This window comes from Propylenella binzhouense (assembly GCF_009866965.1).
Taxonomy (GTDB): Bacteria; Pseudomonadota; Alphaproteobacteria; order Rhizobiales; family Afifellaceae; genus Propylenella; species Propylenella binzhouense.
On record NZ_SPKJ01000096.1, the window covers coordinates 1 to 15,088 of the forward strand.

The 15,088-nt window shown below is 69.5% G+C and carries 19 protein-coding genes and 1 pseudogene; 2 read left to right on the forward strand and 18 right to left on the reverse strand.

Annotated features, from left to right (window positions below; genetic code table 11):
* Positions 1-206 (forward strand): annotated as a pseudogene (locus E4O86_RS18995) (IS4 family transposase); the annotation flags it as partial.
* Between the two features lie 360 nt (positions 207-566).
* Here the strand turns inward: E4O86_RS18995 and ureG are convergent.
* The 9 genes from ureG to E4O86_RS19040 are packed head-to-tail and all read right to left on the reverse strand — an operon-like array spanning position 567 to position 6,304.
* Positions 567-1,184, reverse strand: coding sequence for an urease accessory protein UreG (gene ureG, locus E4O86_RS19000; RefSeq protein WP_161142127.1), 618 nt, complete (start codon positions 1,182-1,184; stop codon positions 567-569).
* Positions 1,181-1,891: an urease accessory UreF family protein gene (locus E4O86_RS19005; RefSeq protein WP_161142144.1), complete on the reverse strand. Its 711-nt coding sequence runs from the start codon at positions 1,889-1,891 to the stop codon at positions 1,181-1,183. Before E4O86_RS19005 ends, ureG begins: the two co-directional genes overlap by 4 nt.
* 4 nt (positions 1,892-1,895) lie before the next feature.
* Positions 1,896-2,450, reverse strand: a complete 555-nt coding sequence (locus tag E4O86_RS19010; protein ID WP_161142128.1) for a UreE family protein — start codon at positions 2,448-2,450, stop codon at positions 1,896-1,898.
* Between the two features lie 37 nt (positions 2,451-2,487).
* Positions 2,488-2,943 carry a DUF29 family protein gene (locus E4O86_RS19015; protein WP_161142129.1) on the reverse strand — a complete coding sequence of 152 codons (456 nt, stop codon included), beginning with the start codon at positions 2,941-2,943 and terminating at the stop codon, positions 2,488-2,490.
* A complete protein-coding gene (locus E4O86_RS19020) occupies positions 2,940-3,431 on the reverse strand; it encodes a DUF29 domain-containing protein (RefSeq protein WP_161142130.1) in 492 nt (163 codons plus the stop codon). Before E4O86_RS19020 ends, E4O86_RS19015 begins: the two co-directional genes overlap by 4 nt.
* Positions 3,432-3,485: 54 nt before the next feature.
* Positions 3,486-5,198, reverse strand: a complete 1,713-nt coding sequence (ureC, locus tag E4O86_RS19025) for an urease subunit alpha (protein WP_161142131.1) — start codon at positions 5,196-5,198, stop codon at positions 3,486-3,488.
* Between the two features lie 18 nt (positions 5,199-5,216).
* Positions 5,217-5,576: a GFA family protein gene (locus tag E4O86_RS19030; protein ID WP_161142132.1), complete on the reverse strand. Its 360-nt coding sequence runs from the start codon at positions 5,574-5,576 to the stop codon at positions 5,217-5,219.
* Positions 5,577-5,636: 60 nt separating this feature from the next.
* On the reverse strand, positions 5,637-6,032 hold the full coding sequence (locus E4O86_RS19035; RefSeq protein ID WP_161142133.1) for a type II toxin-antitoxin system VapC family toxin: 396 nt from the start codon (positions 6,030-6,032) through the stop codon (positions 5,637-5,639).
* Entirely contained in the window at positions 6,029-6,304 is a 276-nt protein-coding gene (locus tag E4O86_RS19040) for an AbrB/MazE/SpoVT family DNA-binding domain-containing protein (protein ID WP_161142134.1), read from the reverse strand. Before E4O86_RS19040 ends, E4O86_RS19035 begins: the two co-directional genes overlap by 4 nt.
* Before the next feature lie 207 nt (positions 6,305-6,511).
* Between E4O86_RS19040 and E4O86_RS19045 the strand changes: the two genes are divergently transcribed.
* Complete coding sequence (locus tag E4O86_RS19045) at positions 6,512-6,874, forward strand: hypothetical protein (RefSeq protein WP_161142135.1); 363 nt, start codon at positions 6,512-6,514, stop codon at positions 6,872-6,874.
* 92 nt (positions 6,875-6,966) lie between these two features.
* On the opposite strand, the gene E4O86_RS19050 is transcribed toward E4O86_RS19045, so the two are convergent.
* From E4O86_RS19050 to urtA, 9 genes are all read right to left on the reverse strand, one after another.
* Positions 6,967-7,272, reverse strand: coding sequence for an urease subunit beta (locus tag E4O86_RS19050; protein ID WP_161142136.1), 306 nt, complete (start codon positions 7,270-7,272; stop codon positions 6,967-6,969).
* A 2-nt stretch (positions 7,273-7,274) separates the two neighbouring features.
* Positions 7,275-7,859, reverse strand: a complete 585-nt coding sequence (locus E4O86_RS19055; RefSeq protein ID WP_161142137.1) for a HupE/UreJ family protein — start codon at positions 7,857-7,859, stop codon at positions 7,275-7,277.
* 97 nt (positions 7,860-7,956) lie between these two features.
* Positions 7,957-8,259 (reverse strand): urease subunit gamma, encoded by a 303-nt coding sequence (locus tag E4O86_RS19060; RefSeq protein WP_161142138.1) that lies wholly within the window; start codon positions 8,257-8,259, stop codon positions 7,957-7,959.
* 9 nt (positions 8,260-8,268) lie between these two features.
* Positions 8,269-9,111 carry an urease accessory protein UreD gene (locus E4O86_RS19065; RefSeq protein WP_161142139.1) on the reverse strand — a complete coding sequence of 281 codons (843 nt, stop codon included), beginning with the start codon at positions 9,109-9,111 and terminating at the stop codon, positions 8,269-8,271.
* Positions 9,083-9,775 carry an urea ABC transporter ATP-binding subunit UrtE gene (gene urtE / locus E4O86_RS19070; RefSeq protein WP_161142140.1) on the reverse strand — a complete coding sequence of 231 codons (693 nt, stop codon included), beginning with the start codon at positions 9,773-9,775 and terminating at the stop codon, positions 9,083-9,085. The genes E4O86_RS19065 and urtE overlap by 29 nt, the downstream gene beginning before the upstream one ends.
* Positions 9,776-9,926: 151 nt before the next feature.
* Entirely contained in the window at positions 9,927-10,688 is a 762-nt protein-coding gene (gene urtD, locus E4O86_RS19075) for an urea ABC transporter ATP-binding protein UrtD (RefSeq protein ID WP_161142141.1), read from the reverse strand.
* A complete protein-coding gene (urtC, locus tag E4O86_RS19080; protein ID WP_161142145.1) occupies positions 10,685-11,860 on the reverse strand; it encodes an urea ABC transporter permease subunit UrtC in 1,176 nt (391 codons plus the stop codon). Before urtC ends, urtD begins: the two co-directional genes overlap by 4 nt.
* Positions 11,857-13,473, reverse strand: a complete 1,617-nt coding sequence (urtB, locus tag E4O86_RS19085; RefSeq protein WP_161142142.1) for an urea ABC transporter permease subunit UrtB — start codon at positions 13,471-13,473, stop codon at positions 11,857-11,859. The genes urtC and urtB overlap by 4 nt, the downstream gene beginning before the upstream one ends.
* A gap of 72 nt (positions 13,474-13,545) precedes the next feature.
* Positions 13,546-14,835, reverse strand: coding sequence for an urea ABC transporter substrate-binding protein (urtA, locus tag E4O86_RS19090; RefSeq protein ID WP_161142143.1), 1,290 nt, complete (start codon positions 14,833-14,835; stop codon positions 13,546-13,548).
* Positions 14,836-15,088: the final 253 nt, after the last annotated feature.

A 15,088-nucleotide genomic window follows, 5' to 3' on the forward strand; every position in this document is an offset into this window, starting at 1 on the left:
ACGCCGTGCGCATCCAGGTCGCCGTCGCCCTCATCGCCTTCCTCATCCTGCGGCTCGCCCAGGCCGCCCAGACCGCCGTCGAAAGCCCCCTCGCCTTCGCCCGCCTGGTGCGCGTCAACCTCATGCACAAGCGCCGCATCGACCGGCTGACCGGCCACGATCCACCCACCGAACCGCCCAACCAGATGGTCCTGCAATGGGCGTGAAATCAAACCGGACAGCAGTGGGTCGAGCCCGGCGACGACGACGGAGAGGGTGTGGCAAGGCCGCACGACCACCGGGTCTGACCCCGCGATGGCGACAGGCGGGCCCGAAACGACGAAGGGCTGCCCTCGCGGGGGCAGCCCTTCCATTGTCGGTCCGCGGTCGGGACCGCTCACTCGCGCCGTTCAGGCCGCGCCGATCTCGTCAGAGGCGAGCATCCAGTTCACGGCACCCAGCGACCGCGGGTTATGACAATGAGACACTGGATCACCTCCTTTCGCATTGTTTCGGACAGCTCGAATATAGGTCCCGGAGGGCAGGATGAAAGCGGCAATTTCGGGCAGCGGGCGCCTTCTCTTTGATCAGCCCGAAAGGCCGCCGCGCTCCTCGATGAAGGCGACGATCCGGTCGAGGCCCTTTCGGCGGAGCGTGTCCGCGAAGACGTAGGGCCGGTCCCCGCGCATCCGCTTCGTGTCCGCCTCCATGATCGCGAGATCGGCTCCGACGAAGGGCGCGAGATCGGTCTTGTTGACGACGAGGAGATCGGAACGGGTGATGCCGGGCCCGCCCTTGCGGGGCACCTTCTCGCCGCCCGCGACGTCGATCACGTAGATCGTCAGGTCCGCGAGCTCCGGCGAGAACGTCGCCGCCAGATTGTCGCCGCCCGATTCGATGAAGATCACGTCGAGATCGGGGAAGCGCCGGCGCAGATCGGCCACCGCCGCGAGATTGATCGAGGCGTCCTCGCGGATCGCGGTGTGCGGGCAGCCGCCCGTCTCGACCCCGACAATCCGCTCCTCCGGCAGGGCCTGTACGCGGGCAAGGATGAGGGCGTCCTCCCGGGTGTAGATGTCGTTGGTGATGACGGCGACCGACCAGCGGTCGCGCATCGCCTTGCAGAGCATCTCCGTGAGGGTCGTCTTGCCGGCCCCGACGGGTCCGCCGATGCCGACCCGGAGCGGTCCGTGTGCCGAGCTCATGTCCTGAAGATCCGGGAATAGAGGGTTTCGTGGCGCATCGACGCCATGTCCGAGGCGATCGTCGCCGCCCCGAGATCGTCGAGCGAGGCGGCGGCGGCCCGGGCGGCGACGTCGCGGATGAGGGGATGGAGCGCGGCATGCGCGCCGAGCCCCGCGCTCTGGCCGAGCGGAACGAGGCGGACGGCGACGGAGACGAGGTTCGCCGCGAAGGCGTTGAGGAAGGCGGCGAGCCCGAGCTCCAGCGGGATCGCGTGGCCCGCCGCGACCGCGCCGGCGGCGATCGGGTAGGGCGTCTCCCGGTCCCGGAGCCAGGCGGTCGCCTCGCACGGCCAGCCGGCCTCGGCGGCCACCGCGAAGGCGCCGCCCTGCGCCACGGTTTCGAGGTGCCGCTCCCGCGTCCCGGCAAGCGCGCCGGCAAGCTCGGCCGCCGCGGCGAGGCCCGGGCAATCGCCGGCCGTCGTGCGGCGCCAGGCCTCGGCGAAGAGCACGGCGTCGTTCCAGCCGCTGCCGATCCGCAGCAGGTCGCCGATCCAGTCGCGTACCGACGCGGCGTCCGGGAGCCGGCCTTCCGCGATCAGCCATTCGAGCCCGTGCGAATAGGAGAACGCCCCGATCGGAAAGGACGCCGAGAAGAAGGTGGCGAGCTTCAGCAGCGCGGTGGCGTCGCGGCCGCGATCGCTGCCCGCGGTGGCGGCGGCCGGCCGCATTGCCTCAGCTGCGCTCATGGGAATGCGGATGGCGGTCGCCGTGCGCGTGATGGTGCGGCTCTCCGGCGGCATGATGATGATCGCCCGCGCCATGGCGGTGGCCGGCATGGCCGCCCGCTTCGTGCCGGGCCTCGGCATAGGCGCCGCCTTCGGGGTCGAACGGTGCTTCGGCGGCGGCGAGCTCCGCGCCGAGCCCTTCCAGCATTTCCGCGATGACGTGGTCCGGGCGGATCAGGATGCGGCCGGCCCCGATCGCGGCGGGGACGTGACGGTTGCCGATGTGCCAGGCGAGCCGGGCGAGGTGATGCGCGTCGCGCGCCCGGATCTCGAGCAGCGCCTCCGGCTTCGCCCGCACCGCGACGATGCGGCCGTCCTCCAGCACCAGGCCGTCGCCGTCGCGAAGCGACAGGGCTTCCGGCAGGTCGAGCAGGAAGGCGAGCCCGCCGTCCCCCCGCATGGCGATCCGCCGCCGGTGGCGGTCGTCGTAGGAGAGCGTGACCCTATCCGCCGGGGCCTCGGACCACGCGCCGGCAGGGCGGACGATTGCGGCGCGGATCACGTCAAGTCCGCTCCGCGGGGCGCTGTCGGTCCCATGCTCAGGCTCCATTCTCACGTTCGCCGAAGGGGTCGGGCCTGAAGTCGAAATCGAGCACCTCGTGCGGCAGGAAAGGAAGGCCCTCCGGAAAGCTCTCGTCGAAGAGCCCGCTTTCGAGCACTGCCAGGCGTTTTGCCTCCGGATAAGCTTCGACGACCAGATCCGCGACGAGCGGCCTGAGGCTGGCGCTGTCCTTCAGGACGGCCTCGATCCGCCAGCGCTGCGCCGCCATCGTGGAGGCAAGCGCGGTCGATCTCAGGTCCGGCTGGTACGCCCAGCGGAGCAGGGCGGTGAGCAATATACGGATCCGCTCGCGCAGGACCGGCACGTCCTCCGCGGCCAGGCCTTCGATCTCGCGCGCCACATTCGCTGCATCGATCTCCGGCAGCCGCCGCGCCCGCAGGAGCCGCGCCTGTTCGCTAGCCCAGGCCGTGCGATCACGCTGATAGGCGGTCACGCGCGAACGTCCCGCCCGGAATCCCGGGAACCTGTGACGAAGTCGGGGCTCAGCGCCTGGTCCGCGGAGAAGGGGGCGGCCGCCGGGAATGCCTTTTCGGCAAGGCCGGTATCACGCGAGGCGAGCCTGACAGCCTCCCGGTAGGCTTCCTCGAACTGCCTGGCGGGAAAATCGGCGAGGCTCGGGCTACGCTCGATGAGCAATGCGATCCGCTTCCGCTGTTCCTGGATCGTCAGGTCCCAGCTTCTCGTCCGTCGCTCCGGCTGGACGAGGCATTTGAGAAGATGTGCGATCAGCACTTCGAGGCGCGCTGCGATCGCCCGACGGTCGTTGCGCCCCAAGCTTTCGATCTCCTCGGCGACATTGTCCCAGTCGATCTCCGCGGGGTTTCGCGCGCGCAGCGCGCGCGCCTGCTGCTCGGCCCATCGAGGAAAGTCGAACTCGTAGGGCGCGGCGTCCGCGCGCGGGGAAGTCAGTCCGACGGCCATAGCCTTATTCTACCGCAGAAGGGATTCGGCCGCCATTCGGCCCGGCGGACCGCATCAGAACAGGAAATAGCGCTGCGCCATCGGCAGCACGGTCGCCGGCTCGCAGGTGATGAGCTCGCCGTCGGCGCGGACCTCGTAGGTTTCCGGATCGACCTCGATCCGCGGCGTCGCGGAATTGTGGATCATCGAGGCCTTGCCGAGGCCGTCGCGCGTGTTCCGCACGGCGACGAGCTCCTTGGCGACGCCGAGCTGCGCCTTCAGCCCGGCCGCGAGCGCCGCCTGGCTCACGAAGGTGACGGAAGAGGCCGTGCGCGCCTTGCCGTAGGCGCCGAACATCGGGCGGTAATGCACCGGCTGCGGCGTCGGGATCGAGGCGTTCGGGTCGCCCATCGGCGCCGCGGCGATCATGCCGCCGAGCAGCACGAGATCCGGCTTCACGCCGAAGAAGGCGGGGCTCCAGAGGACGAGATCGGCGCGCTTGCCCACCTCCACCGAGCCGATATGCCCGGCGAGGCCGTGCGCGATGGCCGGGTTGATCGTCACCTTCGCGATGTAGCGCTTCACGCGGGCATTGTCGTTGGCGCCGGTCTCCTCGGGCAGCCGGCCGCGCTGCACCCTCATCTTGTGGGCGGTCTGCCAGGTCCGGATCAGCACCTCGCCGACCCGCCCCATCGCCTGGCTGTCGGAAGCGATGATGGAGAAGGCGCCCATGTCGTGGAGGATGTCCTCCGCCGCGATCGTCTCCTTCCGGATGCGGCTCTCGGCGAAGGCGACGTCCTCCGGGATCGCGGGGTCGAGATGGTGGCAGACCATGAGCATGTCGAGATGCTCGTCGATCGTGTTCCGCGTGTAGGGGCGGGTCGGGTTGGTCGAGGACGGGATGACGTTCGGCAGCCCGCAGACCTTGATGATGTCGGGCGCATGGCCGCCTCCGGCGCCCTCGGTGTGGTAGGCGTGGATGGTGCGGCCCTTGAAGGCGGCGATCGTATCCTCCACGAAGCCCGATTCGTTCAGCGTGTCGGTGTGGATCATCACCTGGATGTCGTGCTCGTCGGCGACGGCGAGGCAGCAGTCGATCGCGGCGGGGGTCGTGCCCCAGTCCTCGTGGAGCTTGAGCGAGGAGGCGCCGGCGCGGATCTGCTCGGCGAGCGCCTGCGGGCGCGAGGCGTTGCCCTTGCCGGCGAAGGCGAGGTTCATCGGGAAGGCGTCGGCCGCCTCGATCATGCGGGCGAGGTGCCAGGGCCCCGGCGTGCAGGTCGTGGCGTTCGTCCCGGTCGCCGGGCCGGTGCCGCCGCCGAGCATCGTGGTGACGCCCGACATCAGCGCCTCCTCGATCTGCTGCGGGCAGATGAAGTGGATGTGGGCGTCCATGGCGCCGGCGGTGAGGATCTTGCCTTCGCCCGCGATCGCCTCGGTGCCGGGGCCGATCACGATCGTCACGCCCGGCTGGGTGTCCGGGTTGCCCGCCTTGCCGATGCCGGCGATGCGGCCGTCCTTGAGGCCGACATCCGCCTTCACGATGCCCCAGTGGTCGACGATCAGCGCGTTCGTGATGACGGTGTCGACGGCGCCCTCGGCCCGGCTCGCCTGGCTCTGGCCCATGCCGTCGCGGATCACCTTGCCGCCGCCGAACTTCACCTCCTCGCCATAGGTGGTGAAGTCCTTCTCCACCTCGATCACGAGCTCGGTGTCGGCGAGCCGGACCCTGTCGCCGACGGTCGGCCCGAACATGTCGGCATAGGCTGCGCGGGAAATGCGGGCGGGCATGCGTCTCTCCCCCTCGGCTCAGAGGCTCTTGCTGTCGAATGCGAGCGGCCGGAGCCGAGCAAGATCGATGCCGTCGAGGCGGCGGACATTGACGGCGGCGACGTCCGTCCCGCCGGGGCCGGTGCCGCGGGCGAACGGCTGCACGCCGCCGATGCGGCAGGTCAGATGCTGGAGCTTGCCCGTATTGGAACGGTACTCCTGCAGCTGGCCCTCGCCCGAGAGGAGGGTGAGGCGCTCCTTCGGGACGAAGGTCCAGATGAAGCCCTTCTTGGAGCAGCGCGAGCAGTTGCAGGTATTGACCCGCTCGAGCGCCGTCTCGGCCTCGAGGCGCACCGCCCCGCAATGGCAGCCGCCGGTGTGGATAGCTGGATCGGCCATCTGCCATCTCTCCCGCTGACTAGGCCCGAGCATTCGAACTCGAGTTACGTGCCACCGAATCTAGAGAAGCGTGAACCCGGGCGATCTGCCGGCATCCACGTCAAACGTGCATGTCGTCGCGGCGCCGAGTGTCCTGCTCTGGGCTGCAACCAGGTACTCGGCGAAGTCTGCCGGTCCATCCTCGAATGCGTCTAACGCCGCCGCAAGCCCACCCTCGTCGCGAAAGCTCAGATGAGCATTGTCCAGCAGGTCCCGGCAGACCTGAGCGATCTCCTTGCGCTTCACGCCCTTCTTGCCGCCGAGGACCCAGACGATCTCGGCCAGGACCACCTCGTGCACGAATGCGGGCTCGTCGGAGCTACACTGTTCGTCGATCAGTCGACGCGCGACGATCGACTGGCGGTTATCGTCATCGAGGATGTAACGGAGCAGGACGTTCGTATCGACCGCGATCATTCCGAGATCTCTGCCCGATCTGCCTTGGTTCGGGCATCCATGACCGCCGCCTCGACCACATCCCGAACAGCCTCGGCGCCCTTGGGGGCATCGGGCCAATGAACAGAGCGGCTGCCGGCGCCTTTCCGCATCTTGCGGACTCGGACGCGCATACGACCGTCGAGCCCCTTGTAGAAGACGAGGTCATCTCCCTTCTCGATTCCGAACTCTTCACGGATCGAGTTCGGAATCGTTATCTGACCCTTGCTAGTGACCCTTGCGGCGCCCTGCATCAGAATTCCCTCCAGACGCCTTACATGTCTGACTCTTCCTTACGATTTGCAAGATATTCACCCGCGCGAACTGATATCATTACGTCAGTCGCCCACATTCCAGACGCGAGATGAACGCGGAATGATCACATGGCGGGCGGCTTCGGATCGCATCGTGCTGGTCGGATGGGTGGCGTTTTCTCAACTCTCCAACCGAAAGGAAAGTCCATGCGCAAGATGACGACGATCGCCGTCCTTGCCTCGCTGGCGCTCGCGCCGGCGGGCCTGACGCCGGCCTTCGCCCAGGCGGAACAGCCGCCGGCCGCCGCGCAGGCGCAGAATCCGGCCGCCGCCATCAAGGAGGTCCGGATCATCGACGTCTCCGAGCTGCCGGCGGAGACCCAGACGCAGGTCAACAACGCCGTGGCGCAGCGCAGCGACGCCGATCTCCAGCAGATGCAGAGCGCGCTCGACGCCACGCCCGTGGTCGCCTCGAAGATGCAGTCCGAAGGCGTCACCTCCGACCAGATCATCCTGGCGAGCCTCGATCCGAGCGGCACGCTCACGCTCGTGACGCGGAAGGCCGGATAGACGGCCGCCGCGACATCTAGAGGCGCCGGCCAGGAAGAGCGCGCCGGGCCCCGCCCGGCCGCCCGCCCGCAGCATGCCGGAGCGGGGCGCCCTCAAAGCGCGCCCATGATCTTCTGGTTGAACCCCCAGACCCTGCGCGCCCCCGCGAGCGGCACCAGCGTGACCTCGCGGCTCTGGCCGGGCTCGAAGCGCACCGCCGTGCCGGCCGCGATGTCGAGCCGCATGCCGCGCGCGGCCTCACGGTCGAAGGCGAGCGCGGGGTTCGTCTCGTGGAAGTGGTAGTGCGAGCCGACCTGGATCGGCCGGTCGCCGGTGTTCGCGACCGTCAGCGTGACGGTCGCGGCCCCGGCATTGAGCTCGATCTCGCCCGCCGCGGGCATGACCTCGCCGGGGATCATGGTCAGAGCGCGCCGGCGATCATGGCCACGCCGAGCGCCGCGCAGGCCGCGCCAGCGGCGCGCGTCATCGAACGGTAGTCGAGCCGGGCGAGGCCGATCCCGGCGGCGATGCCGGCGAGATGGAGCGCGGCGGTCGCAAGCGCGAAGCCGGCGATATATTCGAGGCCCGAAAGCCCCGCGGCCGCCTCGGTCCCGTGCGCATGGCCGTGGAACAGCGCGAACGCCCCGATCACGAGCCCGCCGAGCCAGACCGGCAGGTCGACCGCGAGCGCCACCAGGAGCCCGAGCGCGACGACCGAGGCGAGGATGGCCGGCTCGACGAAGGGCACCGGCACATGCGCCATGCCGAGCAGGCCGCCGGCGAGCATCACGCCGACGAAGGAGCACGGCCAGGCCCAGAGGGCGCGGCCGCCCTTCAGCGCCGCCCACAGGCCGACCGCCACCATCACCGTCATGTGGTCGAGGCCGGACAGCGGATGATGGACGCCGGCCGCGAAGGAGGCGGTGGCGCCGGCGCCGACATGGGCGAGCGCGGGGGCCGCTCCCACGACGAGTGCGGCGGCTGCGAGTGAAAGACGCTTCAGCATTTCTGTCCCTCTTTTGGTCGACACGGCGCCCTGCATTGGGTCGCGCCACTCGGATCGAGCGTGGCCCTCGGCCGGATCTTCCGGCCGCCGGTCCTGCTCAGCGGATCGGCTCGTGGACGGTGACGAGCTTCGTCCCGTCCGGAAACGTCGCCTCCACCTGTACGTCATGGATCATCTCCGCGACCCCGTCCATCACCTGCTCGCGGCCGACGACATGCGCGCCCGCCTCCATCAGCTCGGCGACCGTGCGGCCGTCGCGCGCGCCTTCCACCACGAAATCCGTGATGAGGGCGATCGCCTCGGGATGGTTGAGCTTCACCCCGCGCTCGAGCCTGCGCCGGGCGACCATCGCGGCCATCGAGACGAGAAGCTTGTCCTTTTCGCGCGGGGTGAGGTTCATCGGGCCTCGTCAGACATGCCAGATCCGGGGAAAAGCGGCGCCCGGGGCGAGCCGGGCGAGCGCCGGTAGAAGCGCGCGGCGGAGCGAGGCCCCGTCCTCGGCGGCGATTCGCGCCACGAGCTTGCCACGCCAGGCGCTCGCCGCGCCAGCGCCGCCGAGCGCGGAGCGGACGTCCTCGAGCCGCGCCTCGGCGTCCTCGCCGACATAGAGCACGGTCGCCGCCGCGCGCGCGCCGTCGAGCACCGCCGGGCGGCGGAGAAGGTCCGCCTCGGACCAGTCGAGGCGGAGATCGTCCGCGAAGATCAGCTCGCCGCCGCGCCGGATGCGCCAGCGGTCGCGCAGCAGGCCGCGGCCGATCTCCTCGCCCATCGCGTGGCGGCCGAACACGGCGGCCTCGACGGCGAGGAGCGACGCGTCGGCCGCGAGTTCGGCGTCGAGCCGGCGGGAAAGCCGCGCGCCGTCGAAGAGGATCGCCTCCTGCGGCAGCCAGTCGAGCCGGCTCCCCGCGGCGAGACGGAGCGCCGTGCCGATCTCGGCCTCGCCGCCGCTCGCGCGGTAGATCTTCTCGCAGGCCTGGGTCGTGAGCGTCGCGCGGCAGCCCGCCCGGAGGGCGACCTCGTAGGCCAGCCGGTCGCCGCCGGTGAGCCCGCCGGCGGTGTTGATGAGGACGGCCTGGGGCGGCGCGCCCGCGGGCGCGCGCGGCAGCCGGATCTTGGCCGCGCCCTCCTGGAACAGCCGGTCGAGCCGGGTCCGCGCGCCGTCCGCCTTGAAGGCGATCGCGGCCCGGCCGTAGGTGCGCTGGAGCCGGGGCCCGGGCGCGGGATCAGACGGTGAGATGGCGGCGAACGGCATCGTCGTCGAGATCGGCGGCTGTCCCTGTGAAGACGACCTCGCCACGATCCATGATGGCGACGCGGTCGGCAAGCTCGCGGGCGAAATCGAGATATTGCTCGACGAGCACGATGGCGAGGCCGACCTTCTCCTTCAGGTAGACGATGGCGCGGCCGATATCCTTGATGATCGAGGGCTGGATGCCTTCGGTCGGCTCGTCGAGGACGAGGAGCTTCGGCCGGGTGACGAGGGCGCGGCCGATGGCGAGCTGCTGCTGCTGCCCGCCCGAAAGGTCGCCGCCGCGCCGTCCGAGCATCGATTGCAGGACCGGGAACAGCTCGAAGACCTCGCCGGGCACGGTGCGCTCCTTGCGCGGCAGCGGCGCGTAGCCGGTCTCGAGGTTCTCCTTCACCGTCAGGAGCGGGAAGATCTCGCGTCCCTGCGGCACGTAGCCGATGCCGGCCCGCGCGCGTGCGGAGGGCGATCCGGTGAGCGGCCTGCCCTCGAAGAGGATGCGCCCGCCGGAAGCCGGGTGCTGGCCGACGATCGCCCGCATCAGGCTCGTCTTGCCGACGCCGTTGCGGCCGAGCACGCAGGTCACCTCGCCCGGTTCGGCGACGAGGCTCACCCGGCGGAGCGCCTGCGCGGCGCCGTAATGGAGGTCGATGCTCTCGACGGTCAGCATGGCGACCCGGGCTTGAAAGCCCGCCCCAGGAGCCTGGCGAGGCGGCCGGCGGAGGTTGCGCCGCGCGGCCGGCCGGCGCGCCGCGCCGGAGCCCGCCGAGGCCCGTCCCCGGCCAGATCGATCATCTGCATCGCGATCGCCAGTTCCCGCATCAGCGCCCCAGATAGACTTCGATCACGCGCGGATCCGCGCTCACATGGTCGAGCGTGCCCTCCGCCAGGACGGAGCCCTCGTGGAGCACGGTGACCTTCACGTCCAGGTCGCGCACGAAGGTCATGTCGTGCTCGACGACGACGACCGAATGCGTCTGCGCGATCCGCTTCAGGAGGATCGCAGTCTCCTTGGTCTCCTCGTCGGTCATGCCGGCGGCCGGCTCGTCGACGAGGAGGAGCTTCGGGTCCTGCGCCAGCAGCATGCCGATCTCGAGCCATTGCCTCTGGCCGTGGCTGAGGCTGCCGGCGAGCCGGTCGCGGAGATGCCCGAGCCGGATCGTCTCGAGGATCGCCTCGATCCGGCTCGTCTCCTCCGCGCTCGGCCGGTGAAGGAGCGTGGCGAAGATGCCGCGGTCGCCGGCGAGCGCGAGCTCGAGATTGTCCCGGACGGTCTGGCTCTCGAAGACGGTCGGCTTCTGGAACTTGCGCCCGATGCCGAGCCCGGCGATCTCGGCCTCGTCGTGCTTGGTGAGGTCGATCGCGCCTTCGAAGAAGACGTCGCCGGCATCCGGCCGCGTCTTGCCGGTGATGACGTCCATCATCGTGGTCTTGCCGGCGCCGTTCGGGCCGATGATGGCGCGCATCTCGCCCTTTCCGAGCACGAGCGAAAGCCTGTTGAGCGCGCGGAAGCCGTCGAAGGAGACGGTGACGCCGTCGAGATAGAGCAGGCTCGTGGCGAGCTGGTCGTTGGTCGCGTTCATTCCGCGGGCGCCGGTTCGAGATCGGAAGGTTTCGGCTCGGGATCGCGGCCGCCCTCCGCGGCGGCGGCGCGGCGGCGCTCGGCGAGCGCGTTCCAGCCATGGGCGAGCGTGCCGACGATGCCGCGCGGCAGGAACAGCGTGACGGCCACGAAGAGCCCGCCGAGGACGAAGAGCCAGGCTTCGGGCAGCGCCCCGGTGAACCACGTCTTCATGCCGTTGACGAGAAGCGCGCCGACGATCGGGCCCGCGAGCGTGGCGCGCCCGCCGACGGCGGTCCAGATCACGACCTCGATCGAGTTGGCGGGCGCGAATTCGCTCGGATTGATGATGCCGACCTGGGGCACGTAGAGCGCGCCGGCGACCCCCGCCATGCAGGCGGAGACGACGAAGGCGAAGAGCTTCACGTGCTCCACGCGGTAGCCGAGGAAGCGGGTCCGGCTTTCCGCGTCGCGCACCGCGATCAGCACCTTGCCGAACTTGGAGCGCACGATCGCCGACGTGATCAGCACGCCGAGCGCGAGCGCGATGGCCGAGGCGGCGAAGAGGGCCGAGCGCGTCGTCGACGACTGGATGTTGAAGCCGAGCATGTCCTTGAAGTCCGTCAGCCCGTTGTTCCCGCCGAAGCCCATGTCGTTGCGGAAGAAGGCGAGGAGGAGCGCGTAGGTGAGCGCCTGGGTTATGATCGAGAGGTAGACGCCGGTCACGCGGCTGCGGAAGGCGAACCAGCCGAAGACGAAGGCGAGCAGGCCCGGGACGAGGAGCACCATCAGGGCGGCGAACCAGAACTGGTCGAAGCCGTGCCAGTACCAGGGCAGCGACTTCCAGTTCAGGAACACCATGAAGTCCGGCAGCGTCGGGTTGCCGTAGACGCCGCGGCTGCCGATCTGGCGCATCAAGTACATGCCCATCGCGTAGCCGCCGAGCGCGAAGAAGGCGCCGTGGCCGAGCGAAAGGATGCCGCAATAGCCCCAGACGAGATTGAGCGCGACCGCGAGAAGCGCGTAGCAGAGATACTTGCCGACGAGCGCGACGATATAGGTCGGCACGTGAAGCGGGTGGCTCGCCGGAAGCCCGAGATGGGCGACCGGGACCAGCACCGCCACGACAAGGAGCACCAGCGCGATCGGCGTGGCGCGGCGGTCGAGTGCGCCGAGCAGGAAGCGGGCCATCAGCTTTCCACCGCCCGCCCGCGTTGCGCGAAGAGGCCGCGCGGGCGCTTCTGGATGAACAGGATGATGAGGACGAGCACCAGGATCTTGCCGAGCACTGCGCCGGCATAGGGCTCGAGGAACTTGTTGAGCACGCCGAGCGAGAGCGCGCCGACCAGCGTGCCCCAGAGATTGCCGACGCCGCCGAAGACCACGACCATGAAGCTGTCGATGATGTAGCCCTGGCCGAGGCTTGGGGAGACGTTGCCGACCTGCGACAGCGCCACGCCGGCGATCCCGGCGATCCCGGAGCCGAGCGCGAAGGTGAAGGCGTCGATCCAGGGCGTGCGGATGCCCATCGAGGCGGCCATCCGCCGGTTCTGCGTGACCGCACGCATCTGCAGCCCGAACGTGGTGAAGCGCGTGACGAAGAGAAGAAGCGCGAACACCGCGAGCGTGAACACCACGATCCAGAGCCGGTTGTAGGTGATCGTGAGGCCGCCGAGCTCGAACGCGCCCGACATCCAGGAGGGGTTGCCGACCTCGCGGTTGGTCGGGCCGAACAGGCTGCGCACCGCCTGCTGCAGGATGAGCGAGATGCCCCAGGTCGCGAGCAGCGTCTCCAGCGGCCGGCCGTAGAGCCAGCGTATGATGCCGCGTTCGATGACGAAGCCGGCCGCCCCGGCCACCAGGAAGGCGAGCGGCAGCGCGATGACGAGCGACCAGTCGAAGAGCCAGGGCGCGGAGGTGCGGATGATCTCCTGCACGACGAAGGTCGTGTAGGCGCCGAGCATCACCATCTCGCCATGCGCCATGTTGATGACGCCCATCACGCCGAACGTGATGGCGAGGCCGATCGCGGCGAGGAGCAGCACGGAGCCGAGCGAGATCCCGTACCAGACGTTCTGGGCGGCGTCCCACATCGCGAGCACGCTCTCCACGCGTGCGATGCCGGCCGCGGCGGCGCTCTTGACCGCCTCGTTCTCCGAATTCGCGAGAGGCGTCAGGATGGAGAGCGCGTCGCGGCCGCCGCGCGCGGCGACCGTCTCGATCGCCGCCACTTTCTCGGCCTCCGGCCGGTCGGAGGCGAGGATCGAGGCGGCGCGGGCGCGCTCCATCGCGGCCTGCACCTGGGGGTCCTTCTCCGCGGCGAGCGCGGCGTCGAGCGCCTCGAGCGATTCCGGGTCGGGGCTCGCGAAGATCGAATTGGCGGCGGCGAGCCTGACCGCCCGATTCGGGCTCATCAGCGTCAGCACGCCGATGGCGCTGCGCACGGCGCGGCGGATGCGGTTGTTGACGCGGATCTTCTCGAGCTCGCGGCTCGCGGCCTCGCCGAGCGCGTCGCCGCTCAGGGGATCGATCAAGGCGAGCTCGCGGCCGCCGGCCTTGCGGCCGATCACCACCCTGCCGTCGGATTTCCGGGTGTAGAGGTCGCCGCTGCCGAGCGCTGCGAGCGCGGGCGCGAAGCGCGCGTCGCCGGTCGCCACGATCCGGGCGATCGCCGCTTCTGTGGCGTCGTAGTCTCCCGCGCCGAGCCCGGCGAGGAGCGCGCCCGGATCGGCCTCCGCGTGCGCGCCCGGTGCGGCGGCCGTGCAGAGCGCGAGCAGGATCACGATCATGCGCAGGAAGGAAGTCATCGGAAACCCGGACCGCTGCTGTTGGAAGGCGCCGCGGACCGGAGACGGCCCGCGGCGCGGAAGGCAGCCGGACTACATGCCCTTACCGCCGCACTTGCCGGTCTCGACGTTGAAGTTCCCGCAGGAGAGCGGTGCGCGCCAGTCCGAGATCAGCACCTTCGATTCCGGCAGGAAGTCGGACCACTCGTCGCCGGCGACGAGGCCCGGGGTCTCCCAGACCACGTCGAACTGGCCGTCGTCCTGGATCTCGCCGATCAGGACGGGCTTGGTGATGTGGTGGTTCGGCAGCATCGCCGAATAGCCGCCGGTGAGGTTCGGCACCGAGACGCCGATCATTGCATCGATCACCTTGTCGGGGTCGGTCGTCCCCGCCTTCTCGACCGCTTTGACCCACATGTTGAAGCCGATGTAATGGGCTTCCATCGGGTCGTTGGTGACGCGCTTGTCGTTCTTGATGAACGTCTGCCACTTCTCGATGAACTCGTCGTTCTCCGGCGTGTCCACGGACATGAAGTAGTTCCACGCCGCGAGATGCCCGACGAGCGGGGCGGTGTCGATGCCGGCGAGCTCCTCCTCGCCGACCGAGAACGCGACGACCGGGATGTCCTCGGCCGAGACGCCCTGGTTGCCGAGCTCCTTGTAGAACGGCACGTTGGCGTCGCCGTTGATGGTGGAGACCACCGCCGTCTTCTTGCCTGCAGAGCCGAAGGCCTTGATGTCGGAGACGATCGTCTGCCAGTCCGAATGGCCGAACGGCGTGTAGTTGATCATGATGTCTTCCTGCGCGACGCCATGATCCTTCAGGTACTGCTCGAGGATCTTGTTGGTCGTGCGCGGATAGACGTAGTCGGTGCCGGCGAGCACCCAGCGCTTTACGCCTTCCTCGTTCATGAGGTAGTCGACCGCCGGGATCGCCTGCTGGTTCGGCGCGGCGCCGGTGTAGAAGACGTTCCGCGAGCTCTCCTCGCCCTCGTACTGGACCGGATAGAAGAGGATCGAATCGAGCTCCTCGAAAACCGGCAGCACGGATTTCCGCGACACCGAGGTCCAGCAGCCGAACACGGCCGCCACCTTCTGCTGGCTGATCAGCTCGCGCGCCTTCTCGGCGAAGAGCGGCCAGTCGGAGGCCGGGTCGACGACCACCGGCTCGAGCTTCTTGCCGAGCAGCCCGCCCTTGGCGTTCTGCTCCTCGATCAGCATCAGCATGACGTCCTTGAGCGTCGTCTCGGAGATCGCCATCGTGCCGGAGAGCGAATGCAGGATGCCGACCTTGATCGTGTCCTGCGCCGCCGCGGCGCCGTCGAAGGCGATCGACGCCGTCAGCGTCGCCGCAAGGCCTAGTCCTGCCAAATATCTCTTCATGTGTTCACTCCCCCTGGGTGACTCGCATTGAGGAAGGGGAGCAAGTGCCGTGCCAAGGCGTCCGCCGGCCGCGGCGGCCGCATTCGCTAGGGGCGGACCACCGGGGGTGGCGGGCGTCGGCGCCGCGGCGGCGCGCGCGGTGCCGAAATTCTGTGCAATGAAAGGATTTCTGCCGCAGCCGGCAGCGCCGCGGCCGGAACGGGCCGCCGGCGGCGGGTCGCAGCCGGCGGCTCGGGCCTCAGAGCGGCGGACG

Bases quoted from the DNA above. Each gene is read 5' to 3' on its own strand.
- E4O86_RS19050 (WP_161142136.1), bottom strand. From the start codon at position 7,272: ATGATCCCCGGCGAGGTCATGCCCGCGGCGGGCGAGATCGAGCTCAAT.
- E4O86_RS19055 (WP_161142137.1), bottom strand. From the start codon at position 7,859: ATGCTGAAGCGTCTTTCACTCGCAGCCGCCGCACTCGTCGTGGGAGCG.
- E4O86_RS19005 (WP_161142144.1), bottom strand. From the start codon at position 1,891: ATGCGGCCGGCCGCCGCCACCGCGGGCAGCGATCGCGGCCGCGACGCC.
- urtB (WP_161142142.1), bottom strand. From the start codon at position 13,473: ATGACTTCCTTCCTGCGCATGATCGTGATCCTGCTCGCGCTCTGCACG.
- urtA (WP_161142143.1), bottom strand. From the start codon at position 14,835: ATGAAGAGATATTTGGCAGGACTAGGCCTTGCGGCGACGCTGACGGCG.
- E4O86_RS19035 (WP_161142133.1), bottom strand. From the start codon at position 6,032: ATGATCGCGGTCGATACGAACGTCCTGCTCCGTTACATCCTCGATGAC.
- urtE (WP_161142140.1), bottom strand. From the start codon at position 9,775: ATGCTGACCGTCGAGAGCATCGACCTCCATTACGGCGCCGCGCAGGCG.
- ureG (WP_161142127.1), bottom strand. From the start codon at position 1,184: ATGAGCTCGGCACACGGACCGCTCCGGGTCGGCATCGGCGGACCCGTC.
- E4O86_RS19065 (WP_161142139.1), bottom strand. From the start codon at position 9,111: ATGCCGTTCGCCGCCATCTCACCGTCTGATCCCGCGCCCGGGCCCCGG.
- E4O86_RS19020 (WP_161142130.1), bottom strand. From the start codon at position 3,431: ATGGCCGTCGGACTGACTTCCCCGCGCGCGGACGCCGCGCCCTACGAG.
- ureC (WP_161142131.1), bottom strand. From the start codon at position 5,198: ATGCCCGCCCGCATTTCCCGCGCAGCCTATGCCGACATGTTCGGGCCG.
- E4O86_RS19030 (WP_161142132.1), bottom strand. From the start codon at position 5,576: ATGGCCGATCCAGCTATCCACACCGGCGGCTGCCATTGCGGGGCGGTG.
- E4O86_RS19045 (WP_161142135.1), top strand. From the start codon at position 6,512: ATGCGCAAGATGACGACGATCGCCGTCCTTGCCTCGCTGGCGCTCGCG.
- E4O86_RS19060 (WP_161142138.1), bottom strand. From the start codon at position 8,259: ATGAACCTCACCCCGCGCGAAAAGGACAAGCTTCTCGTCTCGATGGCC.
- urtD (WP_161142141.1), bottom strand. From the start codon at position 10,688: ATGAACGCGACCAACGACCAGCTCGCCACGAGCCTGCTCTATCTCGAC.
- E4O86_RS19040 (WP_161142134.1), bottom strand. From the start codon at position 6,304: ATGCAGGGCGCCGCAAGGGTCACTAGCAAGGGTCAGATAACGATTCCG.